The sequence below is a fragment of the Microbacterium sp. Bi128 genome (assembly GCF_918698205.1).
The window spans coordinates 13750-37681 of the sequence record NZ_CAKKMM010000007.1 but is presented as its reverse complement, the minus strand read 5'-3'; the positions used below and the strand labels follow the sequence as shown (position 1 = coordinate 37681).

Genomic DNA, 23932 nt, shown 5'->3' with positions numbered 1-23932 from the left:
TGGATCACGAACCACATGACCACCGCGATCGCGACGGCCAACGCCAGGATCATCGGCACACCGGCCACCGCGAGGCCGAGGGTCGTGAGCACGTCCGCGCGGGCGGCTCCCCCGGGGCTGGGCCGGAGCACCTGCGCGAGGCCGAGGACGGCGATCGAGCTCACGAGTGTGGCGATGACCGGGGGCAGCGAGAGGCGCGTCACCAGCAGACCGTTGACCCACCCGACCGCGGCTCCCGCGGCGAGGGCGAGGACGACGCCGATGAGGAAGAACCCGATCCCCTGTTGCGCGAAGAACGACAGGATCACCGCCGACAGCGCGACCACCGACCCGATGCTCAGGTCGATGCCGCCCGTCATGACCACGACCAGCTGCGCGAGACCGACGAGGATCAGCACGCTCGCGGCCGCCAGCAGCTGACTGATGCTCAGCGGACTGAGGAACGCCGACGACACGAACGACGTGACCACCGAGAGCGCGACAGCGAGCCCCAGCAGGACCACCGCTTGCGTCTCTCCCGCGAGGATGCTGCGCGAACGCGGACGACGTGCGGTCACGGCGACCTCGACGGACGCGGTCTCGGACGACAGCACCGCCGCCCCCGTGATCGCGCGCTCGTCGACGTCGTCACCGATCAGAGTGGTCTGCACGCGACCGCGCGAGAACACCACGACCCGGTCGCACAGGCCCTCGAGCTCGACGGCATCCGTCGACAGCACGACGACGGCGACGCCCGACGCCGCGAGTTCGCGCAGGAACGCGTAGATGTCCACGCGGGCACCGGCGTCCACACCCTGCGTGGGGTCCTCGACCAGCAGCACCTTGGGGTTGCCCAGTCGTCCGCGGGCGAGCAGCACCTTCTGCTGATTGCCGCCCGAGAGGGAGGAGACCGGGACTTCGAAGTGGGGCGTCTTGACCGCGAGGCCGGCCACGCCCTCGCGGGTCAGCTCGTACTCGCGGCTGCGGCGGACGACCCCGCCCGGCATCGCGGCGCGCAGGGCTCCGGCGACGGCGTTCTCGCGGATCGACATCTTGCCGAACATCGCTTCGCCGATGCGGTCCCCGGGGAGGAACACCACGCCGGCGGCCGCCGCCGACCGGCGCGAGCGGGTCGAGATCTCGCGCCCGCCGACGAGCACACGGCCCCCGGTCGAACCGCCGCCGGCGATACCCCGGAGGACCCGGCGCTGGCCGTTGCCCTCGACACCGGCCAAGCCGATGATCTGCCCGGGGAAGACCGAGAACGAGACGTTGTCGTAGCCGGGGCCGCTGAGCTCCAGCACCTCCAGCGCCGGCGCCACGGACGCGGCGGGAGCAGCGGGCTTGTCGGGGAAGGTCGTCTCCAGCGACCGGCCGACGATGAGCTCGACCACCTCGTCGGCGGTGAAGTCGGCGACGAGCCCGCGGCCGACGACGCGGCCGTCGCGGAGCACGGTGAGATCGTTGCCGATCTCCATCACCTCGGGGATGCGGTGGGTGATGTAGACGATCGCGACGCCCTTCTCGAGCAGACCCCGGACCTGCGCGAACAGCCACGCGGTCTCCTCGGGACCGAGGGCCTCGGTCGGCTCGTCCAGCACGAGCACACGGGGATCGGATGCCAGGGCGGCGGCGATCTCGACCAGGTGCGCCTCTCGCAACGACAGCGAAGACACCAGCGCGTGCGGGTCGATCTTCAGCGACAGCCGCTGGAAGTGGGCCGTGACCCACGCGGCGGCGGTCCGGCGCGAGGGGCGCTTGCTCGCCGGGAGCAGGAGGAGCACGGCATCCACCACGCTCAGAGAAGGCGCCAGCGCGGGGATCTGGTACACGATGGCGAGTCCGGCCTCGCGCGCCTCGGCGGGCCGGATGCGGTCGAACTCGCGGCCGGCGAGGCCGATGATGCCGGAATCCGGTACCACCGACCCCGCCGCGATCCCCACGAGGGTGGACTTTCCGGCGCCGTTCTCGCCGAGCACGGCGTGCACGCGACCGGCGGCGATGTCGACCGAGACCGCGTCCAGCGCGGTGACACCGGGGTAGGTCTTGGTGATGCCCGAGAGAGTGAGTGCGGATGCCACGGTCGTGGGGGTCTCGTTCATCAGCCGAAGAGCTTCGTGATCTCGTCAGCGGTCAGCAGCGTCGACGGCGTCGCGTCGGAGGGCGCCGAGGACAGGCACGCCTTGTCCGGGGTCACGGCGCCGGGAGTGGTGCCGGTGGAGTCCTCGAACAGTGCGAGTTCGTACAGCGAGGGCTCGGCATCCTTCCCACCGAACTTCGCGGCGAGAGCCTTGCGCAGGGCGACGCGGCCGATCCAGGTGCGCGACGAGACCGTGGCGAGCTCGTAGCCCGGGTTCTTGGCCTTGAGGTCGGCGAAGCCGCAGCTGAGGGAGTTGTCGTCCGTCGAGGTGAGGATCGGCAGCGGCTGGCCCGCGGCCTCGTACGCACGGATGACACCCGAGGCCGATGCGCCGTAGTCGGCGATGATCGCGTTGATGGGCTGGCCCTGCGAGAGCACGCCGGCCATCGCCTGCTGGGCCTGAGCGGGGTCCCAGTTCGTCCAGATCGGCTCGGTGTTCACGAGGGTGATCTGCGGGTTGGCGTCGAAGACCTCTTTGGCGCCGGCGAACTCCTGCGTCGAGACCAGGGCGCCCGAGGGGCCGCCGAAGAAGACGACGTTTCCGCCCGCGCTGCCGAGCTGATCGACGATCCACTGGGCCTTGGACTTGCCGACGAACGTCGGGATCTGGTCGGTGTAGTCGAGGTAGTCGGTGCCGGCGGTGCCCTGCGGGTCGGAGGCGAAGTTGACCACGATCGACCCGGCCTGGGTGGCCTGACGGATGGCGGGGAGGTGCGCCTCACCGGGACCGGCATCGGGGATGACGAGGATGATGTCGGTGCCCTTGGCGGCCAGGCTCGTGATGCCCGACGTGGTCGCCTCGAGGTCGCCGCGGCCCGCGATGAACTCGACGCCCGAGATGGCGTCGCACTTGGCCGCCTCGCTCTCGATCTCGGCGAGCACGGTCTTGGACCACGTGTTGGTGCCGTAGCCGTCGACGACGCCCACCGACACCTTCTCTCCGTCGGCGGGGCAGATGTCGGCGATGCTGGCGAACTGGTCCATCGTCCCGACGCTGCCGGCGGCGATGTCGGCGGTGAGGTTGTTCGCGCCCTCCGTGCCGCCGCCGGCGCTGTTGGTGGACGAACAGCCGGCGAGCACGAGCGCGCCGAGGGCGATGACGGCGAGACCTGCTCGCCGTGCGGGTGCTGTGGTGATCATGGGGGTACTCCTCTTCGAGTGGGTGATCGGGTGTGCAGGAACGTGTGGGGGCGCGACGGATCGCCCGTCGACCCGGGCGGGTCGCGGTGGTGGGGTGAGCCGCGGTCAGGCTCCGGGGCGCCGTCGCATGAGATTCCGGATGCGGGAGGTGGTGCCGCCCAGTTGCAGTTGGGCGACGATGCCGACGCCGATGATCAGCGCCTGGACGATGTTCTGCACGGCGGTGGCCTGCGTGAACGTCTGGACGAGCTGGGTGAGCTGGGCCAGGAAGAGCGCACCGAGGGCGGTGCCCACGACGCTGCCGCGCCCGCCGGTCAGCGCGGTGCCGCCCAGGACCACCGCGGCGATCGAGGGCAGCAGGTAGTCGTCGCCGGCGGTGAGGGTCGGCGTGCGCAGGAGCCCTGCCAGCAGAACCCCGCCGGCGGCGGCGAGCGCATCGCGAGCTGCGAGACGGGTCAGGATGCCAACCGCAACGACGACTGCCGCCTCGCGGCCGCATCGCTCAACATCGACCAGTTCTGGCAGAAGACCCTCGAGGGGTACCGCGAGCCGCAACTGATCATCGTGGACGGCTCCACGTCGACGCGATGCGGCACGGCCTCGAACGCCACCGGACCGTTCTACTGCCCGCCGGAGGAGACAGTGTACGTCGACCCGACGTTCTTCGCGCTCCTGCGCGAACAGTTCGACACCACCGCGGGTCCGCTCGCGCAGCTGTACGTGCTCGCGCACGAGTACGGCCATCACGTGCAGAACCTCATCGGCGTCATGGAGCAGCACCCGAACAACGGCACGGGACCGGCGAGCAACGGCGTCCGCACCGAGTTGCAGGCCGACTGCTTCGCGGGCGCGTGGGTGGCGGACGCCGGCGACCAGCTCGACGAGGCAGGCACCCCCTACCTCGAGCCGCCTACGACGCAGCAGATCACGGACGCGCTGGGTGCCGCGGCATCCGTCGGCGACGACCACATCCAGGCCGAATCGGGCGGGGTCGTCAACCCCGAGAGCTGGACGCACGGCTCGAGCGACCAGCGTCAGCGCTGGTTCGAGGCCGGGCGCGCGGGCGGCGTGAACGCGTGCGACACGTTCGCGGTGCCGGCGGGGAGCCTGTAAGGTCCGCCGGCGCTCTCGCCCCCTGGTGTGAGTGCGACGTCAGCCGGCAGCCCCGCGCAGCGCCTCCCACGCGTCGTGGGCCGCGTCGGCGAACGCTTCGACGTCGGGCACCGCGGTGGGGTCGACGCAGAACCCGACCCCCAGCCACCGGTCGTTCGAGATCGCGGCGATCCGCAAGGCGTGGTGCGGGGCCGGTTCCGAAGAGGTGTAGACGTGGGCGACGCGGCGTCGCCCGACGGCGACGGGAACCCGCGGCCCCGGCACGTTCGACACCGACAGCGCGAAGGCCCGAGGGCTGTCGGCGAGGCCGCGCAGGGCGGACCCGACCGGGCCCGCGGCCGCCAGCGCGTGGAACAGCTCGTTGAGCGAGCGGGCGTCGCGGCCGTGCTTGCGCTCCCGGGTCTGGGCGCTGAGCAGGTCGAGGCGGCGCAGATCATCGGTCTCGTGCAGGCAGAGGTCGACGTCGATGAACGAGTCGCGGTTGCCGACGGTCGCGGCGTCCTCCCCCGCCTCGTGCAGGCTCACCGGCACCTGGGCGTTGAGGCGCGGCACGTGCCCGCGCCGCTCGAGCACGCGGCGCACCGCTCCGCCGACGACGGCCAGCAGCACGTCGTTCACGGTCGCGTGATCCGGCCGCGACGCCCCCACCTCGCGGGCCTCGCGCAGCGGCACGTCCGCGAACGCCAGCGCCCGCCGCGCCGTGAGCGGACGGTCGAACGGCGACGGAGAACCCGGGTGACCCAGCTCGCGGGCGAGGGTGAGCGGCATCCGTTCCCACTCCCTCCAGCGGGTCGGACGGGCATCGGGATCACGGATGCCGACCTCGTGCGTCGGAGCATCGTGCGGCTCGAAGACCACCGTGTCGAGGAAGCGGACCGCCGTGATGCCGTCGGCCATCGCGTGGTGCAGGCGGACCGCGAGGGCCTCACGGCCATCGGCCAGAGGGCCGATGAGGTCGATCGTCCACAGCGGTCGGGCCCGGTCGAGCGGTTCCGACATCAGCCGGCCGACGACGGAACGCAGCTCGACGGGATCCGCGGCCGGGAACTTCCGCACGTGGGCGCGCGGGTCGAGGTCGTCCGCGTCCTGCCACGATGGCCCGTCGGGGCCGTCGACGACCCGCTGCCGCGCACGCGGGAAGGCGGCGAGACGGGCGAGGACGTTCGCGCGCACGGCATCCAGGTCGAGCGCCGTGCCGGGCTCGAGGATCAGCAGTTTGAGCGCGTGCCCGCGGACCGCGTCGGATTCGAGCGCGAGGATGCGCGCATCGTCCGGAGAAAGAGGCTCCCCCATGCCGATCAGCGTAGGGGGCCCGACGCGGCATCCACCGTCGGGCTCACCACGCCCTCGCGGTCGTCGACGAGTCGTCGGCGGCCGATCCAGCCGGTGAGGCCCCGACCGTCGCGCCAGACGAAGAGCATCACCACCGTCGCGACGGCGAGCAGGAACGCCGACAGCGACCACGGCGCGGGGAGGGCCGCGAGCACGGTGTAGGCCGCGGCCCCGGTGAGGAATCGCAGCGGCCGCGCCAGCCAGCGCGGCAGCACGCCGTCGGTGTACCGGACGCGGGTCGCGAGGTCGCCGATCGAGCGACCCGTGCCGAGGATCACGACCAGCCACACGAGCGCGGCCACGGTGTTGCCTGTGACCGAGGCGATGTCGCCGGTACGGCCGGGGTCGCCCACGACCAGCAGCAGCACCGCCTGCACCGCCACCGCCACGCCCGAGCCGACGAGCCCGACCCCGACGACATCGCACAGGATGCCGAGCAGGCGACGCCCGCGCGTGACGGGGCGGGGGATCTCGGCATCCGGGGTCTTCTGCGCGCCACGGTGCTTCTTGGGCACCGCGAAGGCGAGGAGCGATCCGAGGAGGGCGCCGAAGGTGTTGATGATGAGGTCATCGACGTCGAAGACGCGGTACGCGCACGGGAAGATGCCCCATACGCCGGTGAGCTGCGTCGTCTCGATGATCCCCGAGATGCCCAGGCCCACGAGGCCCGCGATCAGGATGCCGCGGCCCCCGAGCACCCGCAGGAAGAACCCCAGGGGCACGAACAGCAGCACGTTCAGCGCGACCTGCAGCACGACAGGATCGGTGAGGTAACGGCCCGAGACCGCGACGGCCGCGCGGATCTCGTCGACGAACTCGAACGGTCGCAGGTTCCGGCCGGCGCACCGGTAGTCGTCGGACTCGGGCACCGGGACGAGCGTGTAGGTCCAGATGGCCCAGAAGTACACCGCCGCACTCGCCCACAGCAGGGTGCGGCCGGTGGTCAGTCCGCCGCGACGGCGATAGCTGACCGCGACGAAGGGGATGAAAGCGAGAAACGCGACGATTCCACCGAGGGCGACCGCGAGCATGCCCGACCCGAGGATGTTGTTCACTCCGCGAGCCTAGGGAACGTCGACGGCCGCCGCGGCACGGCTTCGACCCGACGCGATGCCGCTCGGGGAAGGCCCGCGGTCTCCGGAACGGCGGAACGTCGACGACCGCAGCGCGCCGAGCGCGCGCGGATCACGATCGCTCGCGGAGCGCCGTCGATTCCCTTCGAACGAGCTGGGGTTCCACGACGAGGTGTCGCGGCCGTTCCCCGGTGAGGATCTCGTGGTGGAGCATTCGGAAGGTGTGGTCGCCGAGCGTGCGGAAGTCGAGGCGCATGGTGGTCAGGGGCGGAGAGAAGTAGGCGGCGGTGGGCATGTCGTCGACACCGACGATGGAGTAGTCGTGGGGGGCTCGGAGTCCCCGCTTCTCCATGGCGCTCAGGAAACCGAGTGCGATCTCGTCGTTCGCGGCGAAGACGCCGGTGAAGGTGGCGGGGTCGACGAGCTGTCCCGCCCTGAATCCTGAGGCGGAGGACCAGTCCACGGCGACGTCGACGACGTCGGGGGCCAGGTTGACCTCGCGCATCGCGTCCCGGTAGCCGCGCTCTCGTTCGGCGGCTTCGTTTCGGGTGGAAGGCCCGGCGAGATGCACGATCCGTTCATGCCCGAGCGCGATGAGGTGACGGGTCGCTTCGTACCCGGCGGTGTGGGATTGCGTGCTCGCGGAGGCATCCCGTGAGTGCGGCAACTCGGAGACGGTGATGACGGGGGTGTTCCGACTGATGGTGTCGATGAGCGCTTCCGCGCCGCGAACCGGCGTGGACAGGACGATTCCGTCGACGGGCATCGACAGGAAGTGGTCGAGGGCGCGTGCCGCCTCCTTCTCCCAGCCGATTGCGTCGTAATCCAGGTCGAGCTCGATGATGTTCAGGGTGTAGTCGGCCGCGCGCGCAGCGAGGCTGAGTCCGGTCAGGACCCCGGCGCTTCCGTAGTTGAGTGCCCCCAGCGCGAGGACGCCGACGGAGTTCGTCCGCTGCAGCCGGAGGTTTCGGCCGGCCTGGTTGACGCGGTACCCGAGCGCGTCGACCGCGGCGGCGATGCGTTCTCGCGTCTCCGCGCTCACGTAACCGCTTCCGGTGAAGTACCTCGACACGGTGGGGGCGGAGACGTTCGCGACGCGCGCGACGTCGGCCATGCTCGGCCGGGCGGAAAGCGAAGCGGACCGACCCATCACGTGCTCCTCCGCTTGATAACGATCAGGTAACGAGCACTACCAGTGTATAGGCAATCGATTTCAGGTTTCATAAGTTAACGATTGCCTAATTGGTCAACCGGTTCCACGAACCGATCGCACGATTTCGAGAAGGTCAACGATGACGCAGGTCCCCACCACCACACCGCCGCCCCGGTACGCCACGAAGAGCTGGTCGCTCGGCAACGCCCCGTGGCAGAAGATCGCTCCGCGGGGTGTGGCCCGAGCGCGCGTGATCATCGACAACGACTTCTCCGGCGACCCCGACGACCTCTACCAGCTGGTCCACCACCTCCTCTCGACGACCGTCGAGATCCCGCTGGTGGTCGGATCGCACCTTCGCGAGGGGGACCCCTTCGACCCGGGCCCCGACACCGCGGCCAACGCCGTCCGCGTCGTGCATGATGTGTTCGCCCGCCTGGGCCTGGACTCCACCGACGTCATCGTCCAGGGTTCGGACCTCCCCCTGACCGACCGCACCTCACCGCAGCCGTCCGCGGCCGCCGAGGCGATCATCGCCGAAGCGATGCGCGACGACGATCGTCCGTTGTTCTTCGTGGCAGGCGGTGGACTCACGGACCTGGCGTCGGCGTACCTGATGGAGCCGCGCATCGCCGAGAAGATGACCGTCATCTGGATCGGCGGCGGCGAGCACGAAGGTCTCGCCGTGCCGCCGCCGAACGCGATGCCCATCGAGTACAACCTGCTCATCGACGTCGCCGCCGGGCAGGTCGTGTTCAACGACTCCCCCCTCACGATCTGGCAGGTCGCCCGGGACGTCTACCGGCAGTGCCTGGTCTCGGATGCCGAGCTTCGCATCCGTGTCGCGGCGACGGGGCCGGTGGGTGAGTACCTCTACAACGAGACCGCCGAGGTCATGCGGCGCACGGAGCTCGAAGGACGCGGCCCTGCCGAGACGTACGCCCTGGGCGATTCGCCGCTGGTGCTCCTGACGGTCCTGCAATCGCTGTTCGAAGCCGACGCGTCCTCCAGCCGCCACCTCACCCGCCCCACCCCGCAGATCGGCGACGACGGGCACTATGTCGACCGGCCCGACGCCCGACCGATGCGCGTCTACACGTGGGTGGACACCCGGCTGATGTTCGAAGACTTCTACCTCAAGCTGCGCGAGTTCTCCGACTGGCAGACCCTCGCAGACCCCGACCACTGACGACCCCGAATCCGACAATCCGCACCACGAAGGAAGCAACGATGCACTCCACCACGAAGCTGGGCACTGTCGCCCTGGCCGCCACCGCTCTCGTCGTTCTCGCCGGCTGCTCCGGCGGCGCCGGCGGCAGCAGCGAGAACGAGCTGGTCATTTGGATGCCCACTCAGGAAGACAGCCAGGGCGAGGCGATCACCGCGCTGATCGACGAGTTCGAGACGCAGAACCCCGACGTGACCGTCACGCTCGAGCAGCGCTCTGTCGACGAACACAAGAACGCGATGCGGCAAGCCGCGGGCACCAATGCCGGCCCGGACATCTATTGGTACTGGGAAGGCTCGGGTCTCGGCGGCGAGCTCGTCAATGTCGGCATGAGCCTGGACCTGACCGACTACTACGAGCAGTACGGCTGGAAAGACCGCTTCACTCCTGCCTCGATGGCCGGCATCACCCAGTACGACGGCTTCCACGGAGTGCCCTGGAGCCAGCAAGGTGAGGGCATCTACTACAACAAGACCCTCTTCGAGCAGGCAGGCATCACCGAGGCCCCCACCACGTACGAGGGACTGGTCGACGCCGCCGAGAAGTTGAAGGCTGCCGGGATCACGCCGATCGAATTCGGCGGCACCGTCAACTGGGACGTGATGCGACTGCTGGATTCCCTCATCGAGACGGAGTGCGGCGCCGACGTCGCCGACAAGCTCAACACCGCCGACGGCGACTGGGCTGCCGAGAAGTGCGTCACCGCCGCGTTCACCGAGCTGAAGACGTGGGGCGACAACTACTTCAACGACGGCTACCTCGGTATCAACAACGACGACGCCGCACAGCTGTTCTTCTCGGGCCAGGCCGCGATGTCGCTGGAGGGCACCTGGTACAACTCGCAGGTCGTCGACAACGGGCTCGCTCCCGAGAACATCGGCATCCTCATGTTCCCCACCGGCACCGACCGTCTCTACGGCTTCGGTGAGGCGTTCTACGTCAACGCCGCGTCGAAGAAGGCCGACCTCGCCGCCACGTTCCTGGACTTCGGCACCTCCGAAGAGGGCCAGGCGATCGTCGATGACGCGTGGGCCGCACTGTCGGTGAACAAGGACGTCCCGGTCAACGACACCAATCCGCTCAACGCGATCTGGGCCGACCTGTTCAACCAGGCTCAGGGCGTCTACACCAACAATGACCAGAACTTCACCACCGCCGAGACCACCGAGTACTGGCGCATCCAGAACTCCGTCCTCACGGGCGACATCGCCCCGGCCGACGCCGGAGCCGAGTTCCAGAAGTTCCGCGACGCGCAGTAAGAGCCACACCCGGTCGGGGGAGGCGGACACCCACCGCCTCCCCCGACCACCCCGGAAGCACTCCGCCTCCACCCCGGCCCGACTCACCGAAGAGGAACTCTCATGGCCACCGTCACCCTCGTGACCCAGGGGCGGCAGAAGAAGCGCACGACACCGAAGCACCATCGGTTCACACTCGCGCTGCCGTACCTCATCCCCGCCGTCGTGCTCTACGGCTGGTTCCTGCTCTATCCGATGCTCGACGCCGTCCGGCTGTCGTTCTTCGAATGGTCCGGGTTCCGCACCGAACAGCCCAGCTTCGTCGGGATCGACAACTACATCACCCTGTTCACCCAGGACGCCGTGTTCTGGACCGCGTTCCGCAACTCCGTGCTCTGGGTCATCGCGTCGCTCGTCATCCCCACCGGCATCGCGCTCCTGCTCGCCCTGGGCCTGAACCGCAAGATGATCGGCCGCAACCTGATGCGCGCCGTGTTCTACATCCCCGCGGTGTTCGCCTCCATCACGGTCGCCGCGATGTGGCGGTGGATTTACAACCCCACCCTCGGATTCGTCAACCAGGCGCTCACGTCCGTCGGACTGGGGGAATGGACGCAGTCCTGGCTCGGCGACCCGCAATTCGCCCTCGCCTCGATCTTCATCGCCAACATCTGGCAGGCCGTCGGCTTCAGCATGGTGCTGTTCCTCGCCGGTCTGCAGACCGTGCCGGTCGAGCTCGTCGAGGCCGCCAAGCTCGACGGCGCCAACGCCTGGCAGCGGTTCCGTGCGGTGACGGTCCCCGCGCTGCGCCCCACCACCGTCGTGGTCGTCATCCTCACCATCATCAACTCGCTGAAGGTCTTCGACCTCGTCGTCGGCATGACCGGCGGTGGCCCGGCGCAATCCACCCAGGTCCTCGCGCTGTGGTCGTACACGCAGTCGTTCACCAACCACCAGTTCGGCATGGGGGGCGCCGTCGCCACCGTGCTGCTCATCGTCACACTCGCCCTGGTCATTCCCTATATGGCCTGGTCCATGAAGGGAGAAGACCGATGAGCAGTGCCGTCGCCACCCCCGTCCTCGCGCCGGAGCTCTTCGATGAGAAGGCACAGCGTCGCCGCGGTCGCCGCGATTACGTCGGCATTGGCCTGTGGGTCGCCCTCGCGATCACGGCGCTGCTGTGGTTCCTCCCGCTCTATCTGATGTTCACGACGTCGGTGAAGAGCAAACCCGACCTCAACAACACCGCGATGTGGTCCCTGCCGACCTCGTGGGAATGGGGCAACTATCCCGCCGCGATCGACACCGGCGACTTCTGGACGACCGCGACCAACAGCCTCATCGTCGCGATCATCAAGGTCCCCCTCGGCCTGGCCATCGCCGCGGCGGCAGCCTACGCGCTGGCTCGGATCCGCTTCCGCGGTGGCCGGATCGTGCTGATGATCATCGCGATCGGCTCGATGGTGCCCGTCCAGATCGGACTCGGACCGCTGTTCGGCACGATGCTCGACCTGGGACTGTTGGACTCCCTGTACGGGCTGATCCTCCCCTACCTCGCGTTCGGCATCCCGTACCAGATCTTCGTGCTGTACGGCTTCTTCCGTGGCATCCCGGAGGAGCTCGAGGAGTCGGCCCGCATCGACGGGGCCTCCACCTTCCGGATCTTCTGGCAGATCATCCTTCCGCTGGCCAAGCCCGCCCTCGCGGCATTGTTCGTCCTCGACTTCGTGGCGACGTGGAACGAATACGCCATGGCCACCACGCTGCTGCGCAGCCAGTCGAACTGGACGATCCCACTCGCGGTGCAGAGCTTCTCCACGCAGCACGGAACGGACTACGGCCCCATGAACGCCTTCATCTTCATGTCGGCGATCCCGGTGCTCATCGTCTACTTGCTGTTCCAGCGCTACTTCGTCCAGGGCGCACTGGCCGGAGCGGTCAAGGGCTGATCGCCAGAGAAGGGCGCCCTCTGCGGGCGCCCTTCTCTGTCAGTCCCGGTGTCGCCCCGAGGTCGCGCGGCTTCCGTCTCAGCGCCCCGGCGGCTGACGACGTCACCGTCGAGGAGGCCAGTGCCCGCGCACAGCGCCCGCGACGGGCCTAGAGACGGACGAAGCCGGCGGAGGACACGTCGACGCGGTACGTGCGTCGACCTTCCACTTCGACCTCGACCGCGCGCCGACGACCGTCGAGGTTGGCCACGACGAGAGTGTCCCCGTCGTCGGTGCGGCCGCCGAGAGCCCACACCAGGCCGTCGGGAGACTGCCCCCGCAGGCCCGGCCGGCCCGAGAGCGCGGCCAGGACCGTCACCGCATCCAGCACCGGGAGGGCGCTGCCGTCGGTGGCGATCACCCCGCGCAGCCCCCACTCCTCGAAGTACGTCAGTGTCGACACCCCGGGCACGGCGAGAGCAGCGGCGCTCGCCACGGTCCAGGCGGCGAGCTCCGGCGCCGACTGACGCGGGTCGACGGAGTCGATCAGCGCCGGCCCGTAGCCCTCGCCGAGGTCGTCCTGCGGTGGCGTCGGAGGCGGGGTCGTCGCGACGTTGTTGAAATGCGGACGCAGCGAGATCGGGCCGATGTGCACCGGGAGCCCGGCGGCGATCCTGACGCCCTGGGTCGCGACGAGACGCTGCATCGGGATCGCCTCGATGAGCTGGGCGCCGCTCAGGCTGTGGAACAACGGCGTCGTGCTGAACACCACACCGTCGAGGCCACCGGGGAGGCGATGGTGCTCGCGGTTGAGCTCGGTGAAGTGCGAGCGCGCCCCGCCGACGACCGCGGCATCCAGGCCAGCCTCGTCGAGCGCGCGCCGGAGGAGGGCGATGGCCCCGGAGTCGGACAGGTGCTGCGCCGGCCCGGTCGGCCAGAAGGCCGTGACCCGCGCCACGGAGAGCCCCCGCAGGGAGTGAACGGCCTCGCCGATCCTCGACGGGTCGGCCTCGTCGAGCACGAATCGCACATCGAGCGGCGCGCCGGATGCCGCGGCCCGAGCAAGCGCTGCCCGCCAGTTCCGGGTGGCGAGGTCGAGCTCGACGAGCACTGACGCCGGCCAGGAGCTGTCGCGCGAGACGGCGCCGACAGGGGGCGCCGGGTCGGGTGCCGTGGATGCCGCGACGCCGATCGCGGGAAGGGGCGGGCCTTCTTCGAGCCGGATGCGGGCGACGGGGTGCGCGGGTGCGCCGGATGCCGTTCCCGTCACCGCGATATCGATGGTCTGGACGACGCGCTCACCGGCATCGAGTGTGTACGGGAAGGGCAGCGCCAACGGACGGCTGTAGGTCTTGTACGAGGCATCCGTCCAGTTGCGCTGGTCTTCCATCTCGAAGACGTCACCGGCGAGGCGGAGGTCGACATCGAGCCCGCTGTGCGCCCACGAGAGCCCCGCGATATCGAACGCGGGCTGGTGCGGGCTGATGTCGGCGGGGAATCGCGAGTGCGTGACCGCGCCGTCGGCGTGACGCACGTGCAGCTCGGCGCCCGCGAGTGCGGGCGGGTGCAGCAGGACCAGGCCAGTGCGGTTCGTCGCGAACTCGGAGGCCGACTCGAGATCGGTGAGCACCCGCAGTCGTCCCGGGCCGCGCACCTCGGCGCGAACGATCCCGCGCATGTCAGCGCCGAGGCCCTCCGAATGCACGTGCAGCGTCAGTGCGATGTCCGACGCGTCGACGCGATCGACGACGAGACCCGCGGTGTCCCAGTTGCGGTCGCGCACGACGGCGCACACCGAGCGCAGCACGATGCCGCCGTCGTAGGCGATGTCGGCGAACTCGTCGTCACGCAGCTCCAGCGACCAGGCGCCGCTCCGCCACTCGTGCACCGGCCCACTGTTCCACACGCTGCCCATGGTCCTCCTCCTCAGGTCGCTCGTCGGTCGAGATCCGCGGCGGGAGCCGGCGGATCGCGGCGAACGAGCGAAGCGAGCGAGATCAGAGCGAAGTCATCCCGCCGTCGACCTGGAACGTCGCGCCCGTGGCGAACGCGCCGTCGTCGCTGGCGAGATACACCATGATGCCCGCGACGTCGTCCGGCGTCCCCGCGCGACCGATCGGGATGCGGCTGACGATCGCGGCGCGCGACTCGGGGTCCTCGCTGATCGCCGCCACGAGCGGCGTCTCGGTGTACGCGGGCTGGACGGTGTTGACCCGGATGCCGCGATCCGCGTACGCGGCCGCGACCGTGCGAGCCAGGCCGTGCATGCCGGCCTTGGACGCGCTGTAGGCGGTGAAGTCTTTGCCCTCGCCGTTGACCGCGGTCGGGCTGCCGGTCAGGATGATCGACCCGCCGCCGCGCGAGAGCATCGATCGCACCGCGTGCTTGACCGTCAGGAACGCGCCCGTCAGGTTGATGTCGATCGTGCGGCGCCAGACGTCCAGGTCGAGGTCGGCCGCCGGCGCGTCCTGCCCGAACAGCTGCACGCCGGCGTTGGCCACGACGACGTCCGGCGCCCAGCCGGCCGCCTCGACCTCGGCGAAGGCCGCCACGACCGCTTCTTCGTCCGCGATGTCCATCGTGACGGCCCGGGCGCTCTCGCCGATCTCGCCGGCCGCCGCGGCAGCTCCTTCGCCGTTGCGGTCGGCGAGGATGACACGCGCGCCCTCACGCGCGAAGCGCTGGGCGACCGCGAGGCCGATGCCCAGTGCGCCGCCGGTGATGAGCGCGGTCTTGCCTTCCAGCTGTCCCATTGCTTCTCCCTTCCGCCGCGCGGGCCGCTCAGCGCTCGATGTGGTCGAGGTGGAGCATGCGGGCGAGATTCTTGTCGAGCTCGTCGTCGCGGAAGATCTTCTTCCAGTCCTCCTTGATGATGGACTCGCGGCCGTAGTCCATCGCGATGAGGCACGCGTCCGAGAACGGGTTGTCCCCACGCAGACCGTTGGCGAGGGCCACCTGGGTGTGGCCGTACAGGATGCTGCGGGCAGCGGCCTCGGGAACGCCCATGGTGGTGATCGCCTCGTCGAGGGCCTCGTTGAGGAGGGCGCCGATCATGCAGGCGACGGTCTCGACGAGCGTCGGCTCGAGCTGGGCGAGCTGCTTGACGGTCACGAAGTGCACGTCGATGACGGGAGCGTAGATCGCACGGACAATGGCCTCGACGGTCTCCCTGTGGGCCGGGTCGTCGCTCTCGACGGCCGCGATGGCGTCCTGCGGGGCGGCGATACCACCGAACGTGTCGGCCCATTCCTCCGGGGAGGTGCGCTCGAGGAACACCGACGGATGGCAGGGGTGTGCGACGGCCTGAACGACGTCCGCACGCGTGGCGAGGAGACCCGCGTACGCGGCCGCCGGGTCGAGCGTCAGCACGATCGCGCCCGGCTTCAGCTGCGGCACCAGCTCGGCGGTGACCGGGCCGAGGGCCAGGTCGGGCACCGCGAGGACCACGATGTCGGCGTCCGCGACGGCCACGGCAGCGTCCGTCAGCTCACGACCCGCGTCGAGCGTGCGCTGCCGACCGGCGGGCGAGTTCTCCACGTACCAGACCGTGTGGTCGGTCTCGGCGAGGTTGTCGGACACGCGCATCCCCATCTTCCCGCCGGCGCCGACGACGGCGACCTTGTACGTGACGGTGCTGGTGTTCTCCGCGGTGGTGGTCATGACGCGCTCCTCAGGTATTCGACGGTTCGGCGGGTCCATTCCCGCTCGGTGCGGACGGTGGTCTCGGCATCTCCCTGCCAGGAGAGCCAGTGCTCGACGATCTCGTTGATCCCGTTCTCGCGGGGTTTCACGGTCTCGAGCAGATGGGGGTAGTCGTGCAGGCCGTCTCCCATCGGCGCGCCGCCGTAGGTGAAGCCGACCCAGCCGGGCTGACGCGTGAAAGCGAAGTCCTTGACGTGGATGCTCGTGACGTGCGCTGCGGCCTGCTCGACGCAGTCGCGCGGCAGCTCCAGCCGCGCGACGACGTTGGCGGGGTCGAGGCAGATGCCCAGACGCTCACTGTCGATGCGTGCGACGAGCCCGACGAGATCGGCGGTCGAGACCTGCTCGTACGTCTCGAGCGCGAGGTCCACTCCCGACGCCTCGTAGGCCGGCAGCGCCGCGCGCAGCCACTGTTCGGCCTGAGCACGCGTCGGACGACTCTCGGGCGAGTACAGCATGCTGCGCACCAGGCGGGCGTCGAAGACTCCGGCGAGGTCGAGGGTCCGCGCGAGCCGGTCGCGGTCGACGCCCCTCGTGCCGAGCTCGATCGTGAGACCGAGGTCGCGCGCGGAGGCCGCGGCATCCGCCAGCGCTGCGTCGTCCATCGACTCCAGCGGGGCATAGTCGCAGATCTGGAACAGCTCGACGCCCATCTCCGCGGTCGCCTCGAATGCGCCGACGAGCGACAGCGGCTCGGGCACCTGATCCGAGTGCTGCCAGAAGAAGGCGTAGGTGCCGAGACCGATCATGCGTCGACGTCGATTCGAGAGGAGGCGAGGGCGGAGGCCTCGTCCAGCACCGCGGCGAGCGCCGACGGTTCGTGCGCGAAGCGGCCGAGGAACAGTCCGTCGACGCTGTCGCCGAGCCGCGTGAGCAGGCCGGGGCCTGCGGAACCGCCGTAGATGACGACGCTGCCCGTGCGGGCGGGGTCGGCGGCGAGCGCGGCGCGAAGGGCGCGGGTGACGGTGGCGATGTGGTCGTCGGGGGCGGGCTCGGCGGCCCCGATGGCCCAGACGGGTTCGTATGCGACGATCACGGGCCCCGCGGGCACGCCGGAGAGGTTCGCGGCGAGTTGCTTCACCGTGGCGAGCGCGGCGACGGCACTGTCGAGACGCTCGACCTCGCCGATGCACAGCACCGGCGTGATGCCCTGGGTGAGGGCTACGGAGGCCTTGGCCGCGGCCACGGTGTCGGTCTCGTCGAACAGGCGACGCCGTTCGGCGTGCCCGATCTCGGCGACCGCGACGCCGATCTCGGCCAGCTCGGAGGCGGTCACCTCCCCGGTATAGGCGCCGGCCTCGAACTCCGAGACGTCCTGCGCGCCGACGAGCACCGGAGTCCCGTCGAAGGCGTCGAGGGCGGCGGGGATCTGCAGGTAGGTGGGGATGACGAAGAACCGCACGTCGCCCGCGGCCACGGCGGGGTGCACGGCCGCGCGCTGGACGACGTCGGCGAACCAGGCGCGCGCCCGCTCGTGCCCGAAGTACGTCTTCAGGCTCACCCCGACCGTGACCTGCGACATCAGCAGGAACCCGTGGTCTCGAACTCGTCGATGACGGCGACCTTGTCCATCGACGCCGAGGAGCTGTCGAAGCGGTACGTCAGCCACTCGTCCACCAAGCGGCGGGCGAGCTCGATTCCGACGACGCGCTGGCCCATGGTGAGGACCTGCGCATTGTTGGACAGCACGCCACGCTCGACCGAGTACGAGTCGTGGGCGGTCACGGCGCGGATGCCGGGCACCTTGTTGGCGGCGATCGCGACGCCGAGTCCCGTGCCGCAGATCAGCAGCGCGCGATCGGCGGTGCCGGCGGCGATCCGCTGGGCCGCCTCGATGGCGACCTTCGGATACGGGGTGTGGCCGTCGGCGTCGACGCCGACGTCGATGAGTTCGACCACACCGGCGTGGTTCTCGAGATCCTTCTTGAGAATCTCCTTGTAGGCGAAACCGGCGTCGTCGGCGCCGATCACGATGCGCAGGGGCTCAGCCATGTGCGTTCTCCTTCTGGTTCTCGGCCGCGAGCGTCTCGGCGGCGAGGGTCTCTCCGATGGCGGTCACGATGAGTGCGAGCGAGATCGCCCCCGGGTCGGGGGTCCCCACACTGTTCTGGCCGTGCGTGCGGGCGCGGCCCCTGCGCGGGAACAGATCCGCGGTCGCGACGGCGGCGCGGGTCGCGGCCGCGGCGGCGGTCCACCATGCGTCGGCCAGAGCCGCGCCGGTATCCACCGCGCCGGTGAGCGTGGAGCTGAAGGGCACGAGCGCGTCGACGAGGGTCTTGTCGCCGACCTCGGCCTTGCCGTACTCCGTCACACCGCGCGATGCGGCGGCCACACCGGCAGCGATCGCACCCGCGCCAGGGCGCCCCTCGTCGCCGAGCGTGGCGGCGACCGCGTTCAGCATGACGCCCCACAGCGCGCCGGACGTGCCACCGGCCTTGTCGGACCACGCGTCGGCGGCGCGCGCGAGCGTCGTGCGGGCGCCGGCTCCGGCGTCGACCGCGGCCGTGGCGGCCGCGAGAGCGGCGTGGGCGCCCCGCTGCATGCCGATGCCGTGGTCGCCGTCACCGGCGATCGCATCCATCCGGCCGAGTTCGTCCGCGTGAGTGTCGACGGTTCCGACGAGCGTGCGCAGCGCGGCGAGGACCGTCCGGGCGGTGGCATGGGATGCCTCGTCGCCGGGCTCGATGACCTCGTCGCCGGTTCCGTCGGCCGGGGCCACGGCATCGGCCCGCTGCTGCGGCGCCACCGAGCCGCGCCGGTACGCGGGGGTGTCGACGGGGGTCTCCCAGAGGTCGGCGAGCTCGTCGTCCAACCAGAACAGGGTGAGCGAGGCGCCGGCCATGTCGAAGCTCGTGCAGTACTCGCCGACGTGCGGGTCGACGATCTCGACGCCCGCTTCGGTCAGCAGCTGCGCCACTCGTCGATAGACGACGAACAGCTCCTCGTACTTGAGCGATCCGAGGCCGTTGAGGATCGGCACCACCCGTGCACCTTCGACGTCGACGCCGTCGGGCACCTCGGCGAGGAGCTTCTCGCCGAGCAACTGGGCCAGTTCGTCGGCCGTGGGGATGTCGGTCTCATCGACGCCGGGCTCGCCGTGGATGCCGAGCCCGATCGCCATCCGCCCCTCGGGGACGGTGAACAGCGGCTGCTCGGCCCCCGGCAGCGTGCACCCGGTGAACGCGACACCGAACGAGCGGGTGCGCTCGTTGGCGTGGCGGGCCAGCCGGGCGACCTCCGTGAGGTCGGCGCCCGCCGCGGCCGCCGCGGCGGCGATGCGGAACACCGTGAGGTCGCCGGCGATGCCGCGGCGCTTGTGCTTTTCGTCGGGGGTCGCACTGGCGATGTCATCGGTGACCGTGACCGTCTCGCACGCGATCCCTTCGACGCGAAGTCGTTCCTGGGCCGCATCGAAGTTGAGGACGTCTCCGGCGTAATTGCCGTAGCTGAGGAACACGCCGCCGCCGTTGTCGGCCGCTCTGGCGACCGCGTACACCTGCTGCGTCGAGGGCGACGCGAACAGGTTGCCCATCGCCGCGCCGTGGGCCAGCCCCGGACCCACCAGTCCGCCGAACGCGGGATAGTGGCCCGAGCCGCCGCCCACCACGACCGCGACCTGACCGGCCGGAGACGTGGTGCTGCGCACCACGCCGCCCGGTACTCGTCGGACGTACCGTCCGTTCGCAGCGACGAACCCGTCGATCATCTCGTCCGCGAAGTCCGCGGGCTCATTCCATAAGCGGGTCATCGCGCGTCTCCCCCGGGGTCGCCCATGAGCGCCACAGCGACGACCGACGCGGGACGGGTCGCGTCGGCAATGGTCTGGGTCTTGTGCACAGCTGCTCCTGCTCATCCACGGTGATCGAGGCGACGTCGCGGATATTCTGACAAACCGGTTGACCAAATGCAAGAACCGGTTGACCAATGCGTCGTCGACTGCCGTATCGTGGAGTCGTGCCCGCTTTCACCGACGACCACTCGGCGGAGATCACCGCCGCGTTGGGGACCTTGCCCGTCGGCACTCCCGTGTCCGAGGTCGCGCGCCGCCTGATGGATCTGTTCACCAGCGGCTCGATAGAACCCGGCACCCGCCTGCCGCCCGAGCGTCATCTCGCCAGCACGCTGGGCGTCGGCCGTTCCGCGGTGCGAGAAGCTCTCGCCGCGCTCGAGATCCTGGGCATCGTCGACGTGCGCCCCGGATCGGGCACCTATCTGCGCGGCACCGCGAGCGATCTTCTGCCCCAAACGCTCCGGTGGGGGCTGCTCATCGGTCGCCAGAACACGGCGGAGCTGCTCGAACTGCGTTCCGGCCTCGAGATCTACGTCGCCCGGCTCGCGGCAGCACGCGCCACACCCGAAGCCATCGCGGAGCTGTCCGTCGCGGTCGAACGCATGAGCGAGTCGATCGGCCAGCTCGCGGACTTTGCCCGAGCCGACGCCGAGTTCCACCAGGCGCTCTCGACAGCCGCCGACAACCGGACGCTGGTCGACCTGTTGCACGTCGTTCGATCGCTGCTCCAGGTGTATGCCGATCGCGCGGTACACGACGAGGCGGCCGCGCGACTCGCCATCGCGGAACACCAGACGATCTTTCACGCTGTCGAACGTCGCGACGAGAATGCCGCCGCGGCGGCCATGGCGACGCACATGTCGACGGCATCGACACGCCTCGCGGCCGAAGCCGCGCGCCGCACTCCCTAGCCGACGTTCGCGCCACGCATCGTGGCATCCTGACCCTCTCCGATCGCGGCCGGGCGGGCTCGTTAGCCTGGGACGATGATCCGCGCCGACGACCTCCGCGATCGCCTCGTCGCTCGGATCGACGCCACCGCATTCACCGCGCACGGTCTCCACGTGCGGTCGGGCGACGAGGTCGCCGAGTACCGGTGGACTCCCGACGTGCGCGAGGAGATCCACTCGGTCAGCAAGTCCGTCTGCACGCTGGCGGCGCGGTTCGCCGTCGCCGAAGGCCTGGTCGGGCTCGACGAGCCCGCCGGGGCGATCGCCCCCGAGCTGGCCGCGGGTGCGCACACCACCCTCCGCCGCCTGCTGTCGATGACGAGCGGCATCGACTTCCCGTGGTCGGCGACGATGATGACCGACTGGCCGGATGTCGCCGCCGAGTTCCTTTCCCGCCCCTCGCGGGGCCCCGTCTTTCAGTATTCCAACGCGAGCACATACACGGCGATGGCTCTTCTCGCGCATCGCGTGGGCGATGTCGCCGCCTTCCTCGAGCCGCGCTTGTTCGCCCCTCTCGGGCTCGAAGGCCTCGAGTGGCGACGCTGCACGCACGGGCGCATCCTCGCCGGCGAGGGACTGTCGCTGCGGACGGAGGAGATGTCGAGGCTCGGCGCGCTCCTGCGCGACCGCGGCGTCTGGAACGGGCGTCGCGTGATCCCCGCCGAGGGGGCGGATGCCGTGCACTCGGCGTGGGTCGACACCGGCGGCGACACCGACGGGTACCGCCGGTATGCCCAGGGCGCGTGGGACGGGCCGGGGCCGGCGTGGCGCCTGCACGGGGCGTACGGACAGCTCGTGATCGTCACCGGCGACACGGTCGTGGCGATCTCGGCGGACGACCACCTGGGAGCGGACGCCGTGGCCGCCTACGCGGCCGAGATCGCAGCATCCTGACCCTGCTGTGGTCACGGTCTGGCGACGACGGGGTGAACCCCGTGCGCGTCGGATTGCGCCGGGCGTCCGCGGAGCGTAATGTCGCGCGCCGTGACTGACGAAAGTCGCGAGCCCGGCGAACAGACGCCGATGGCCAAGCGCATCCTGATCGGGGAGCCGCTCACGTCGGAGAAACTCGACGAGCAGCTCCTCCCCAAGAAGATGGCCCTCCCCATCTTCGCCTCCGACGCACTCTCCTCCGTGGCCTACGCGCCACAGGAGCTGTTGATGATCCTGCTGATCGGCGGAACGGCTCTGCTGACGCTCAGCCCGTGGGTCGCGGTGGCGGTCGTGGTGCTGCTGATCGTGGTCGTGCTGAGCTACCGGCAGCTGATCAAGGCGTACCCCTCGGGGGGCGGCGACTACGAGGTCGCCAGCAAGAACCTCGGCGAGGTGCCCGGTGTCGTGGTCGCGGCGGCCCTGCTGGTCGACTACGTCCTGACGGTCGCCGTGTCGGTGGCATCCGGGGTCGACAACATCATCTCGGCGCTGCCCGAACTGAACCCGTTCCGCGTCGAGATCGCGGTCGGCTTCGTCATCCTCATCGTGATCGTGAACCTCCGCGGTGTCCGCGAGGCGTCGTCGGTGTTCGCGATCCCCACGTATCTGTTCATCGGGTCGGTCGGCGTCATGATCGTCGTGGGCCTCGGCCGCGCGCTGTTCGGCGACGTGCCCGTCGCCTCGAGCGCGCAGTACGCCGTGCAGGCAGAGTCGCTGACGCAGGCCGCGCTCATCCTGCTCGTGCTGCGGGCGTTCTCGAGCGGCTGCTCGGCCCTGACGGGCGTCGAGGCCGTCTCCAACGGCGTGCCCGCCTTCCGCAAGCCGAAGATCCGCAACGCCCAGACGACGCTGACCCTCATGGGTGGCATCGCCATCGTGCTGTTCGTCGGGCTCACCGCCCTGGCCCTGCTCTCCGGGGTGCACTACGCCGAGAACCCCTGCCACCTCATCGGCTTCGACTGCACGTTGCCGCAGCCGAGCCTCATGGCACAGGTGGCCGCCGCCACGTTCGGCATGGGCAGCATCCCGTTCTTCATCATCCAGGCCGCCACCGCGTGCGTGCTGCTGCTCGCGGCCAACACCGCGTTCAACGGCTTCCCGCTGCTCGGCGCCGTGCTCGCCCGCGACGGCTACGCACCCAAGGCCCTCAACACCCGCGGCGACCGCCTGGTGTACTCCAACGGCATGGTCATCCTCGGCATCGTCGCCATCGGCGTGCTGATCGTCTACCAGGCCAACCTCACGACGCTGATCCAGCTCTACATCATCGGCGTGTTCGTGTCGTTCTCGCTCGGACAGATCGGCATGGTCCGACACTGGCGTCGAACGCTGCGCGACCTGCGACTGCTGACACCCGAAGCGGCGAAACAGGAGTCCGCGCGCTACGAGCACCGCTCGGCGGTGCTGGGACTGTGGATCAACTCCGTCGGCGCAACCCTCACCGTCGTCGTGCTGCTCATCGTGACCGTCACGAAGTTCACGCACGGCGCGTGGCTGGTGTTCATCGCCATCCCGATCCTCGCGGTGCTCATGCTCGGCGTGAACCGGTACTACCGCGATGTCGAGCACGAGATCCGCATGGAGGACGAGGTGCACTTCGGCTCGTCGGGAGACGTGGCGATCATCCTCGTCAACCGGCTGCAGAAGCCGGTCATGAAGGCGATCGACTACGCCCTGGCCGCCAAGCACGACAAGACCCTCGCGGTGCACGTCGCCATCAACGACGAGGATGCCGCGAGCGTGCAGCGCGAGTGGGCCGCGCACGACATGCCCATCCCGCTCGTCATCATCGAGTCGCCCTACCGCACGTACACCTCCCCCGTGACGGCGTTCATCAAGAGCTACCGCGAGAAGCACGGCTCTTCGATCGTGACGGTGTACCTGCCGCAGTTCATCGTGGGGCACTGGTGGGAATCGATCCTGCACAACCGCCGCTCGCGGCGCCTCGCACAGCAGCTCATGCTCGTGCACGGCGTCTCGATCACGCTCGTGCCGTGGCTGCTCGACTCGTCGGAGGTCATCTACGGCCGCCGCTCGCGACCGCTCCCCGGCCAGCAGCGCGGCGGCCAGCCCGTCGCCCACGTGTCGGCGCACACCCCCGGGCAGGATCCGGCCCGCCGGGGACGCAAACCCGGCGACTCCGGCGCCTGACCCCGGCGCCCGCTCGCGGCGTCCGGTCCCGCCGCGGGCGTCACGGTGGGGATGCTCCGACGAAGCCCTGGTTGGATAGGGG

At 69.9% G+C, this 23932-nt stretch carries 21 protein-coding genes; 8 read left to right on the top strand and 13 right to left on the bottom strand.

Annotation, left to right across the window (positions count from 1 at the left end; genetic code table 11):
- From LQV45_RS01465 to LQV45_RS35850, 3 genes are all read right to left on the bottom strand, one after another.
- A partial coding sequence (locus LQV45_RS01465; protein WP_230005409.1) for an ATP-binding cassette domain-containing protein occupies positions 1-2081 on the bottom strand: 2081 nt, incomplete at its 3' end.
- Positions 2081-3259, bottom strand: coding sequence for a substrate-binding domain-containing protein (locus LQV45_RS01460; protein ID WP_138172688.1), 1179 nt, complete (start codon positions 3257-3259; stop codon positions 2081-2083). The genes LQV45_RS01460 and LQV45_RS01465, both read right to left, overlap by 1 nt.
- A gap of 105 nt (positions 3260-3364) precedes the next feature.
- Positions 3365-3814, bottom strand: coding sequence for a hypothetical protein (locus LQV45_RS35850; protein WP_374208122.1), 450 nt, complete (start codon positions 3812-3814; stop codon positions 3365-3367).
- Between LQV45_RS35850 and LQV45_RS01455 the strand changes: the two genes are divergently transcribed.
- The gene (locus tag LQV45_RS01455; RefSeq protein ID WP_374208121.1) at positions 3695-4372 is read left to right on the top strand and encodes a neutral zinc metallopeptidase; all 678 of its coding nucleotides are present in this window, start codon (positions 3695-3697) and stop codon (positions 4370-4372) included. The two genes, LQV45_RS35850 and LQV45_RS01455, sit on opposite strands and share 120 nt — an antisense overlap.
- Before the next feature lie 39 nt (positions 4373-4411).
- Here the strand turns inward: LQV45_RS01455 and LQV45_RS01450 are convergent, their stop codons facing one another.
- From LQV45_RS01450 to LQV45_RS01440, 3 genes are all read right to left on the bottom strand, one after another.
- Positions 4412-5665 (bottom strand): wax ester/triacylglycerol synthase domain-containing protein, encoded by a 1254-nt coding sequence (locus tag LQV45_RS01450; protein WP_230005408.1) that lies wholly within the window; start codon positions 5663-5665, stop codon positions 4412-4414.
- Between the two features lie 5 nt (positions 5666-5670).
- Positions 5671-6759 carry a VanZ family protein gene (locus LQV45_RS01445; RefSeq protein ID WP_230005407.1) on the bottom strand — a complete coding sequence of 363 codons (1089 nt, stop codon included), beginning with the start codon at positions 6757-6759 and terminating at the stop codon, positions 5671-5673.
- A gap of 130 nt (positions 6760-6889) precedes the next feature.
- Complete coding sequence (locus LQV45_RS01440) at positions 6890-7927, bottom strand: LacI family DNA-binding transcriptional regulator (RefSeq protein WP_230005406.1); 1038 nt, start codon at positions 7925-7927, stop codon at positions 6890-6892.
- 142 nt (positions 7928-8069) lie between these two features.
- Between LQV45_RS01440 and LQV45_RS01435 the strand changes: the two genes are divergently transcribed.
- The 4 genes from LQV45_RS01435 to LQV45_RS01420 all read left to right on the top strand — a co-directional run bounded on the left by LQV45_RS01435 (position 8070) and on the right by LQV45_RS01420 (position 12345).
- Entirely contained in the window at positions 8070-9119 is a 1050-nt protein-coding gene (locus LQV45_RS01435) for a nucleoside hydrolase (RefSeq protein WP_230005405.1), read from the top strand.
- A gap of 41 nt (positions 9120-9160) precedes the next feature.
- Positions 9161-10417 carry an ABC transporter substrate-binding protein gene (locus tag LQV45_RS01430; RefSeq protein WP_230005404.1) on the top strand — a complete coding sequence of 419 codons (1257 nt, stop codon included), beginning with the start codon at positions 9161-9163 and terminating at the stop codon, positions 10415-10417.
- A 102-nt stretch (positions 10418-10519) separates the two neighbouring features.
- Positions 10520-11452, top strand: a complete 933-nt coding sequence (locus tag LQV45_RS01425; protein ID WP_230005403.1) for a carbohydrate ABC transporter permease — start codon at positions 10520-10522, stop codon at positions 11450-11452.
- Positions 11449-12345, top strand: a complete 897-nt coding sequence (locus tag LQV45_RS01420) for a carbohydrate ABC transporter permease (RefSeq protein ID WP_230005402.1) — start codon at positions 11449-11451, stop codon at positions 12343-12345. The genes LQV45_RS01425 and LQV45_RS01420 overlap by 4 nt, the downstream gene beginning before the upstream one ends.
- Before the next feature lie 148 nt (positions 12346-12493).
- Here the strand turns inward: LQV45_RS01420 and LQV45_RS01415 are convergent, their stop codons facing one another.
- From LQV45_RS01415 to LQV45_RS01385, 7 genes are all read right to left on the bottom strand, one after another.
- The gene (locus LQV45_RS01415) at positions 12494-14239 is read right to left on the bottom strand and encodes a hypothetical protein (RefSeq protein WP_230005401.1); all 1746 of its coding nucleotides are present in this window, start codon (positions 14237-14239) and stop codon (positions 12494-12496) included.
- Between the two features lie 82 nt (positions 14240-14321).
- Positions 14322-15077: an SDR family NAD(P)-dependent oxidoreductase gene (locus LQV45_RS01410; protein WP_230005400.1), complete on the bottom strand. Its 756-nt coding sequence runs from the start codon at positions 15075-15077 to the stop codon at positions 14322-14324.
- Between the two features lie 28 nt (positions 15078-15105).
- A complete protein-coding gene (locus tag LQV45_RS01405) occupies positions 15106-15984 on the bottom strand; it encodes a phosphogluconate dehydrogenase C-terminal domain-containing protein (protein WP_230005399.1) in 879 nt (292 codons plus the stop codon).
- On the bottom strand, positions 15981-16775 hold the full coding sequence (locus tag LQV45_RS01400; RefSeq protein ID WP_230005398.1) for a sugar phosphate isomerase/epimerase: 795 nt from the start codon (positions 16773-16775) through the stop codon (positions 15981-15983). Before LQV45_RS01400 ends, LQV45_RS01405 begins: the two co-directional genes overlap by 4 nt.
- Complete coding sequence (locus LQV45_RS01395; RefSeq protein WP_230005397.1) at positions 16772-17548, bottom strand: triose-phosphate isomerase family protein; 777 nt, start codon at positions 17546-17548, stop codon at positions 16772-16774. The genes LQV45_RS01400 and LQV45_RS01395 overlap by 4 nt, the downstream gene beginning before the upstream one ends.
- Complete coding sequence (locus LQV45_RS01390; RefSeq protein WP_230005396.1) at positions 17548-18018, bottom strand: ribose-5-phosphate isomerase; 471 nt, start codon at positions 18016-18018, stop codon at positions 17548-17550. The genes LQV45_RS01395 and LQV45_RS01390 overlap by 1 nt, the downstream gene beginning before the upstream one ends.
- The gene (locus LQV45_RS01385) at positions 18011-19774 is read right to left on the bottom strand and encodes a dihydroxyacetone kinase family protein (RefSeq protein ID WP_230005395.1); all 1764 of its coding nucleotides are present in this window, start codon (positions 19772-19774) and stop codon (positions 18011-18013) included. Before LQV45_RS01385 ends, LQV45_RS01390 begins: the two co-directional genes overlap by 8 nt.
- 206 nt (positions 19775-19980) lie before the next feature.
- On the opposite strand from LQV45_RS01385, the gene LQV45_RS01380 reads away from it, so the two are divergent.
- The 3 genes from LQV45_RS01380 to LQV45_RS01370 all read left to right on the top strand — a co-directional run bounded on the left by LQV45_RS01380 (position 19981) and on the right by LQV45_RS01370 (position 23850).
- The gene (locus LQV45_RS01380; protein WP_230005394.1) at positions 19981-20727 is read left to right on the top strand and encodes a FadR/GntR family transcriptional regulator; all 747 of its coding nucleotides are present in this window, start codon (positions 19981-19983) and stop codon (positions 20725-20727) included.
- Positions 20728-20802: 75 nt separating this feature from the next.
- Positions 20803-21660, top strand: coding sequence for a serine hydrolase (locus LQV45_RS01375; RefSeq protein WP_230005393.1), 858 nt, complete (start codon positions 20803-20805; stop codon positions 21658-21660).
- 78 nt (positions 21661-21738) lie between these two features.
- Positions 21739-23850 carry an APC family permease gene (locus LQV45_RS01370; RefSeq protein ID WP_374208120.1) on the top strand — a complete coding sequence of 704 codons (2112 nt, stop codon included), beginning with the start codon at positions 21739-21741 and terminating at the stop codon, positions 23848-23850.
- Positions 23851-23932 lie beyond the last annotated feature (82 nt).

Coding starts and splice junctions, on each gene's coding strand:
- LQV45_RS01460 (WP_138172688.1), bottom strand. CDS start 3,259: ATGATCACCACAGCACCCGCACGGCGAGCAGGTCTCGCCGTCATCGCC.
- LQV45_RS01450 (WP_230005408.1), bottom strand. CDS start 5,665: ATGGGGGAGCCTCTTTCTCCGGACGATGCGCGCATCCTCGCGCTCGAA.
- LQV45_RS01440 (WP_230005406.1), bottom strand. CDS start 7,927: ATGGGTCGGTCCGCTTCGCTTTCCGCCCGGCCGAGCATGGCCGACGTC.
- LQV45_RS01435 (WP_230005405.1), top strand. CDS start 8,070: ATGACGCAGGTCCCCACCACCACACCGCCGCCCCGGTACGCCACGAAG.
- LQV45_RS01430 (WP_230005404.1), top strand. CDS start 9,161: ATGCACTCCACCACGAAGCTGGGCACTGTCGCCCTGGCCGCCACCGCT.
- LQV45_RS01425 (WP_230005403.1), top strand. CDS start 10,520: ATGGCCACCGTCACCCTCGTGACCCAGGGGCGGCAGAAGAAGCGCACG.
- LQV45_RS01420 (WP_230005402.1), top strand. CDS start 11,449: ATGAGCAGTGCCGTCGCCACCCCCGTCCTCGCGCCGGAGCTCTTCGAT.
- LQV45_RS01415 (WP_230005401.1), bottom strand. CDS start 14,239: ATGGGCAGCGTGTGGAACAGTGGGCCGGTGCACGAGTGGCGGAGCGGC.
- LQV45_RS01410 (WP_230005400.1), bottom strand. CDS start 15,077: ATGGGACAGCTGGAAGGCAAGACCGCGCTCATCACCGGCGGCGCACTG.
- LQV45_RS01405 (WP_230005399.1), bottom strand. CDS start 15,984: ATGACCACCACCGCGGAGAACACCAGCACCGTCACGTACAAGGTCGCC.
- LQV45_RS01400 (WP_230005398.1), bottom strand. CDS start 16,775: ATGATCGGTCTCGGCACCTACGCCTTCTTCTGGCAGCACTCGGATCAG.
- LQV45_RS01395 (WP_230005397.1), bottom strand. CDS start 17,548: ATGTCGCAGGTCACGGTCGGGGTGAGCCTGAAGACGTACTTCGGGCAC.
- LQV45_RS01390 (WP_230005396.1), bottom strand. CDS start 18,018: ATGGCTGAGCCCCTGCGCATCGTGATCGGCGCCGACGACGCCGGTTTC.
- LQV45_RS01385 (WP_230005395.1), bottom strand. CDS start 19,774: ATGACCCGCTTATGGAATGAGCCCGCGGACTTCGCGGACGAGATGATC.
- LQV45_RS01375 (WP_230005393.1), top strand. CDS start 20,803: ATGATCCGCGCCGACGACCTCCGCGATCGCCTCGTCGCTCGGATCGAC.
- LQV45_RS01370 (WP_374208120.1), top strand. CDS start 21,739: ATGTCGCGCGCCGTGACTGACGAAAGTCGCGAGCCCGGCGAACAGACG.